This window comes from Aetokthonos hydrillicola CCALA 1050, assembly GCF_017591665.1.
In the GTDB taxonomy this organism is placed as follows: Bacteria; Cyanobacteriota; Cyanobacteriia; order Cyanobacteriales; family Nostocaceae; genus Aetokthonos; species Aetokthonos hydrillicola.
The window spans coordinates 1-6,855 of the sequence record NZ_JAAKGC010000177.1; the positions used below are offsets into that span (position 1 = coordinate 1).

Sequence of the window (6,855 nt, forward strand, 5' to 3'; positions counted from 1 at the left end):
CAGGCTCTCAGTGTACCAGTTGTTATTCAGGCTAATACAACCTATGTGGTTTCTGTCAACGCAAACTCCTACTATGTCGACACTCAAAATCAACTAGCTAGTTCCATCGTCAACGGCGACCTCAGCATCTAGCATTGCCTGCATCACTTGTTGCTGTTCACAATTTTTTGGTAACCTTACACAGTAACTTTGCCAATTACTCCTTGCCGATTCAGGTTCAGTTGGCAACTTCAATCCTGGTATATCTGCCAGCATTTCATGGTATCGCTGTGCTAGGTAACGACGACGTTCCACAATCTCTGGTAGACGTTTAAGTTGTTCTCGCCCAACAGCTGCCTGGATATCAGTCATCCGGTAGTTGTATCCTAAGATTGGGTAAGATTCAAAAATGATTTGTTTTGCGCCGTGGCGAACTGTGTCAGGAACACTCATTCCGTGTTGTCGCCAAAGGCGAAACTGTTTATCCCATTCGGGATTATTAGTGGTAAGCATTCCGCCGTCGCCAGTAGTAATCACCTTGCGAGGGTGAAAAGAAAAACAGGCAATATCTCCATGTGGTTTACCAATTTTCTCCCACTTTCCATCCCAAAGAATTTCACTGCCGATCGCACAAGCAGCAGCGTCAATCACTGGCAAATCGTAGCGCCGAGCAATATCCAAGATGGCTTTCAGATCACAAGGCATACCCATTTGATGGACAATAAGAATAGCGCGAGTGCGATCGCTAATCACATCTTCAATTAACATCGGGTTGATGTTGTACGTTTGTGGTTCTATGTCCACAAACACCGGTATTGCCCCACAATAACGAATGCTGTTAGCAGTAGCAATATAAGAATGGCTGACTGTAATCACTTCATTCCCTGGTTGCACTCCTACAGCTAAAAGTGCCAAGTGCAAAGCTGTTGTACAATTAGAAACAGCACAAGCATTTTTTGCCCCTACGTAAGCTGCAAAATCCTGCTCAAAGGCAGCGACTTCTGGACCTTGTGAACCGATAGCCGCCAGCTACAACTTCAAGCTTACCTTGTTTCCATCCTTGGTAAATTGGCGTTTTACCACCTTGAGCATTTTGGTAAACGGCGTAGTGATTTTGCCAGTTGTGAAAGTTTCCATTGCGCCAAACTTTTGGTAATCCTTGCGCTTGATATTGAAGTTTTAGTTTCCCCACAACACTGGAATACTCAACAATTCCATCACCAACCTGATTCAAATTTAAGCGAGACTTATGCAAAACAGACTGCTGGAACTGATTCCAACTTCCGTGAGTTTCTTGCTCACCTATTTCCAGTGCAAATCCACTTAAACCTTCATTACCTAGAGCAGTTAGAATCTGGTCGTTGGGGTAGTGTTCACGGATTTTTTCTGTAGCTACTGCGTTAACCCCCTCGATTGTTATATTAATAGGCAACAGCGCTAACCATGTTTTTTCGTAACGAATGAAAGTCACTCCGCTTACAGTTTCTATCTGTGCGGACTTGGGTAGAAAGAATTGAAATGGTGCTTTTGATTTATTATTAAGCCAGATCACTAAATTGCGGTACTGAGCTACATTGTCGCCACCGATGGAAGAAGTAGAGATTTTGGTAGGATCTGTTCCTGTTGCAGCTATAAAGTAATCAACGCCACGCTGTTGATTAAACGCCATCATCTTGAAGCCGTTCCAGTCACCACCGGAACCCTGAATGAGTGTACCTAGTTGGAATGTATGACCAAAATATAGAGTTTCGTAAAATTGTGGTGCAGTGTCGTTACCAGGAAGCCAGTTTTCGTAGGTTGGTTTGGAATTCAGTAGTTCTAAAGGTTTAGGAAATTGCTTCCGTGCTAAAGCGATCGCCGCTAAAGGAGGACGATAGCTGCTAGTTATTAGGTGTACTGAATCGGGCGAAAGATTAGGATCAGGCACAGGTGAATCTGCAAAGTATAACCCTAATTCATGGGTAGCAAGGGAACACCAAACACAGTTACCCATACTATAATCGCGTTTACTTGGCCCGCCAAATCCACCGCGCCAATATTTTAGCGATCCGGAAGTGAAAAACCAATCAAGAGCAGCTTTAGCAAGAGATCTAACTTCTGAATCTTTAGCAAAATCATAAAGATCGACGTAGGTAGTAACAGCATGTTCTAAATAGTTTTCTGAGTCCCATTCACCTTGTCCAATTTGGTAGAGAGTATGGACATTTCTGCTAATGCGTTTTTTGTAAATCTTGCGCGTGGCTTCGTTTCCAGTTTCTTCAGCAAATAAATAAACAGCAACTTCGCGCATTGCTCTTAGGTTATCAGTGTTGCGACAATCTACCCAAGAATCACAGTTGTCTTGTGGCCAAAATTGGCTACGATTAGGAAAGTGACGAGTGAGCGGATCTACTTGTGTAAAAATTCTCATTGCGTCCTTCATCCTTTGACGATAGGACGGGTCAAGATATTTGCCAAAATAGAAGTATTTACGGACTTGTCCTTTAAGAGTAAAACCAGAATAAAAGTCAATTCCTAAAGTGTGGGCGTGACTTTTAGCCTCAGCATCCTCAGATTGGAGAAAGGCTAGGGCTTTTTCTCGGTTTCCAGCAAGAAAGTCAATCATTGCTCGCGGATAAGATTTTTTCTCATTTTCTTGGGACGTGTTACCGTAGTTACTTCCTGCTATTTTTGTAATTACGTTCTTTGCGCGCTGCTGAAACTCAGCTTCCATCTGGGGTGTCCATTGATTTTCTGCTTGCACTTGAGTGCAGCTAAGAAAAAGACACATTAAGTAAATAGTAAAGGCTTTAAAAGCTTTTCGTTTCATCATTTAGTAAAACAGGGAACAGATTTACGGTTATAACAAAAATGCAGAAAACCCTTGAGGATGTGGCACGTTATAGTGACACATCCGTACCTTAGGCTCATAGATGAATGCGATGAAAGCACGCTGTCTTCCCAGTACTGCTCGCAAGGGCGAGAATCGTAGGTTGGGTAGAGCGTAAGCGTTACCCAACAAATGCTGATCAATGTTGGGTTTCGTCCCTCAACCCAACCTACCATTTGAGTTTTTAGCTTAACCGGGCAGTATTGGAACCCATCTCCCTGATAAAACGCTAATGTAAGAGATTCCACAGCGCTACCAATATAGAGACAATTCCCGCAGCAAGAGTCACTATTGGTTGCCAAAATCTGCACATTTGACGGAAGCGCCAAAGGGTGATCTCACGTCGTCTTGTGTTTCTTGTGTTGGCTGGGGATGTACGTTTGCTGTCGTTCGATCTATCCATAATTTCGTTGATTTGGTAAACTTCTAGCGATTCTCGATTGAGTACAATACATTTGTAGGGGTGTAGCCTCTGGCTTCTCGCAGAGTACGGCGTTCGCCCTAAGTTTGGGTGTATTTGACACAAGTGAGAATATATTCAGTAGACCAAATCACCTAAAAAGTGTAAAAATCCGATCAGGATCTGATCAGGAATAAATTCAGTAGGTTATATGCAAAGGAGCGATGGGGACAAAAGTTTGGGCTTCACCAGAAGGAATTAAGGAGATTAACCGTAAAAGAGAAGATAAAGGATGGACGAAAGACCAAAATAGCGAAGTTCTGATTATTGCCAGTCAGGAGCAATTTAAAAAAAGTATTAAAAAATACTTAAGTATCACAGAAGATAAAAAAAATATTCCCATTGAGGAACTTGAAGACTTATTAAATAAACAAAAGATTTTTACTCAAGATCAACAAATGCGAAAACGTATTTCGCATTTGAGAAGTCAAAAAATTAAAGAAATTACTTTTGATGAATGTTTGAGAGTAATTGAACAGAAAGATATTCATACTCCAGGTATAACCTATAGAAATTGGCAAAAATTCCTCAGAGGGAAAGAAAATGATAGTATTGATATAAAAGATTTTGAAGCTTTTTGTGAAGCATTAGAAATACCCGATTGGCGTAAGTTTGTTATTTATCCTCCCATTTATCAAAAAACAGCTACTAATCAGACTCGTTTGGTAGAGGGTTTGAGTTTATTTAACCATCAAAAACAAGTTGAATTACTGATGGAAAGATTTCCTAAACCTACTCAAATTTTTTTGATTAATAATCCATGTTCTTATAGTCGTACTTGGATGGTAAGGCGTTTAGCAGCGAAAATTACTGAATATAATCCTCGTCAGTGTAGACCGGTTGCTTTAAACAATAGCAACTACTCATCTTCATCAAAAAATCATGAAAAAAAAGATATAAATAATTTGTTTCATAAAAAAGAATGGATTAATATCGCAAGTTTTTTAGACTCGGCTCATTTAATCTTTACTCTTAATGTTGATGATTATGATTTTCAAAGACTCAATACTTATTTGCAACAATATTGGATTCCTTTAGTTGACTACCTTAAGAGAATACAGCAAAAAAAACAAGGTAAAATATTTATGTTTTTATTGGCTAGCGCTCAAAAAAATCATTGGGGTAAACCAGAGGCGATCAGAACCAATTTAGCTCCAGAAATTATTAATTTACATCAGACTACTATTTATACAGAAAATGAATTAAATCAAGAATTAGTTAAAGTCTTACAAGACATTGCTGCAAGACTGGATGATCCCTTATCTGATGATTCCACAAAAATTGCTGCTGATCTGATTAAGAAAATTGAGCATGAACAAAACAAGGCAGAAAACTTACTTAAAGTAATTTATCAGCACTTTAATTGTCAAACAACCGAATTTGCTTCTATATGGCAAACATACCCCTAGAATATACCGGAAAAAAGCACCCCCCCAATGGAGGAGAGTGGAATGAAAAATTGCAGCGCAAGTTGTATGCTTACGAACCTGACGATGGTCTAAAAGAAGCAGTGAATTTAGCCATCCAACTGAATCGTCCATTGCTATTGGAAGGAGAACCCGGTTGTGGTAAAAGTGAACTCGCCCGTGCTGTTTTCTATGAATTTAGTAAACGCTACACTAAGTATGAGTGGGAATATCGCCTTTGGAATGTGCAGTCAACTAGCAAAGCTCAAGATGGATTTTACACCTACGATTACGTTGGCAGGTTACAAGCGGCACAATTAGCCGCAGCAAAAATTGCAGGTGAAAAATCTGACCCAGCGCAGCCTAAAGATTATCTGGAATTAGGAGCATTAGGTTACGCTTTTGATAGGGATTTTTTGAACAAAGAAGAAGTAGTAGAAAGCGAAAAAAAAGGAAAAAAGAAACCCTATCGCACCATCGTATTAATTGATGAAATCGATAAAGCTGATACAGATTTTCCTAATGACCTTTTGCTGGCTTTAGAAGACCAACGTTTTGAAATCAAAGATTTGCGTCCTCCGTGCTGGCTAACAGCAAATCCTGACGCTCCACCAATTGTTTTTATTACATCTAATCAAGAAAAAGAGTTACCTAATGCTTTTCTCAGACGATGCCTGTATCATTATATTGAGTTTCCTAATCAGGAAAGACTCGAAAGAATTATTAAATCAAGGTTTGAAAAACCACCAAAAGATTTAGTAGATCAAGCTATTGAACGTTTTTTAGAATTGCGGAGCACTATGGAGGATGAGAAAGAAGACACAGCCAAAAAAGTCAGTACAAGTGAATTAATCGACTGGTTTACAGTTTTAAATAGCTATCCCCCCCGGCAGGTTCTACAAAAGCTTAAAGATGAACGATATCCCTTTGCTAGTACCCTGCTCAAGACTCGCCAAGATAAAAGCGAATATAGTTAACAGCTTTTATAATCACTGAAACAATGAGTGAACCTCCACTGCTAAATTTATTTTTGCGACTACGAGACGCTGGTTTGCTGTTAGGCATTGACCAGTATCATTTAGCAGTGTCAGCATTATTGCAGTCAATAGACAAAGGATTAGATATTTCTGACCAACGAGCAGTAGCAAGACTGTGTAAAACTATCTGGGTAAAATCTCGGCAACAAGAACGCCTATTTGACAAGTGCTGGGATGAAATCATATCCCATCGGGTAAGGTCAAGTCAATCTTTAATCGAGCCACCGGTAACACAAGCGCCAGAGACAACAGAAATAAAGCCACCTGAGAATATTCCAACACCACCAGAGGGTGAACCAGAAGCAGAAACAGAATTTTTCCCCGCTCCTGCGCCTAGTGATAATGCTGTCGTCTCCGCCGTGCGAACAAAGCTGCGGGAAGGATATTATTTTCCTGTTAGTCGTGAACAACTGCGACAAAGTTGGCGGTTGTTGACGCAAAAGTTACCAAGTAGTATTCCTAGCCAGATGGATGTCCCGGCGACGGTTATAGATGTTGCGAAGCGGGGTTTCTTTGTCAAACCTGTTTTAACTGCTGCTCAAATTAAGTATAGAGAAGTGGTGTTGCTGATTGACCAATCAAGCTCAATGGTTCCTTTTGCTCCCTTCTGTCGCCAGTTAAGAGAAATTTGGCATGAAGCGAAAGTTTACTACTTCCGCAATATTCCGACAGCAGAATTTTACTATGATACTCAATGTTTGCAGGGAGAAGCTGTCAAATCTATTTTGGTGCGGTTCTCCAAAGAAAAGACTTTAATAGTTATAGTTAGCGATGCTGGGGCGGCACGTCGGCGTACAGTACCTTCAAGGTGGGAGGAAACTGTAGATTTTTTGGAAATGCTGATACCCCAAGTCAACAGGGTAGCTTGGCTTAACCTCCTCCCCCGTTTTCACTGGCGAGATACTACTGCTGAATTTATTGCCAAGATAAATTCCCTAGTGCCGATGTTTGCCTTAGAACCTGCTGAATACCAACAAATGCTGCAATGGTTACTCTATGGTAAAAATGTCAAAAGTTTTTTGGCACAGGCTGATCAAAAATCTAGCCAACAAAAACAATTTGGCACTTTCAATATTTGGGACATAGGAGAATACAATGCTAAGG

The 6,855-nt window shown here is 40.4% G+C and carries 4 protein-coding genes and 1 pseudogene; 3 read left to right on the forward strand and 2 right to left on the reverse strand.

The window, feature by feature from the left end:
• Positions 1-102 precede the first annotated feature (102 nt).
• Together G4P69_RS34680 and G4P69_RS34685 are read right to left on the reverse strand one after the other, a co-directional pair.
• Positions 103-993: pseudogene (locus G4P69_RS34680) on the reverse strand (DegT/DnrJ/EryC1/StrS family aminotransferase); the annotation flags it as partial.
• Entirely contained in the window at positions 965-2,692 is a 1,728-nt protein-coding gene (locus tag G4P69_RS34685) for a hypothetical protein (RefSeq protein WP_208354456.1), read from the reverse strand. The pseudogene G4P69_RS34680 and the gene G4P69_RS34685, both read right to left, overlap by 29 nt.
• A gap of 780 nt (positions 2,693-3,472) precedes the next feature.
• On the opposite strand from G4P69_RS34685, the gene G4P69_RS34690 reads away from it, so the two are divergent.
• From G4P69_RS34690 to G4P69_RS34700, 3 genes are all read left to right on the forward strand, one after another.
• Positions 3,473-4,717 (forward strand): hypothetical protein, encoded by a 1,245-nt coding sequence (locus tag G4P69_RS34690; protein ID WP_208344222.1) that lies wholly within the window; start codon positions 3,473-3,475, stop codon positions 4,715-4,717.
• On the forward strand, positions 4,699-5,691 hold the full coding sequence (locus G4P69_RS34695) for an AAA family ATPase (protein ID WP_243902574.1): 993 nt from the start codon (positions 4,699-4,701) through the stop codon (positions 5,689-5,691). The genes G4P69_RS34690 and G4P69_RS34695 overlap by 19 nt, the downstream gene beginning before the upstream one ends.
• Before the next feature lie 23 nt (positions 5,692-5,714).
• Positions 5,715-6,855, forward strand: a 1,141-nt coding sequence (locus G4P69_RS34700) for a hypothetical protein (RefSeq protein WP_208354452.1), incomplete at its 3' end; no start/stop codon positions are given.

Bases quoted from the DNA above. Each gene is read 5' to 3' on its own strand.
- G4P69_RS34685 (WP_208354456.1), bottom strand. From the start codon at position 2,692: ATGGAAGCTGAGTTTCAGCAGCGCGCAAAGAACGTAATTACAAAAATA.
- G4P69_RS34690 (WP_208344222.1), top strand. From the start codon at position 3,473: ATGGGGACAAAAGTTTGGGCTTCACCAGAAGGAATTAAGGAGATTAAC.
- G4P69_RS34695 (WP_243902574.1), top strand. From the start codon at position 4,699: ATGGCAAACATACCCCTAGAATATACCGGAAAAAAGCACCCCCCCAAT.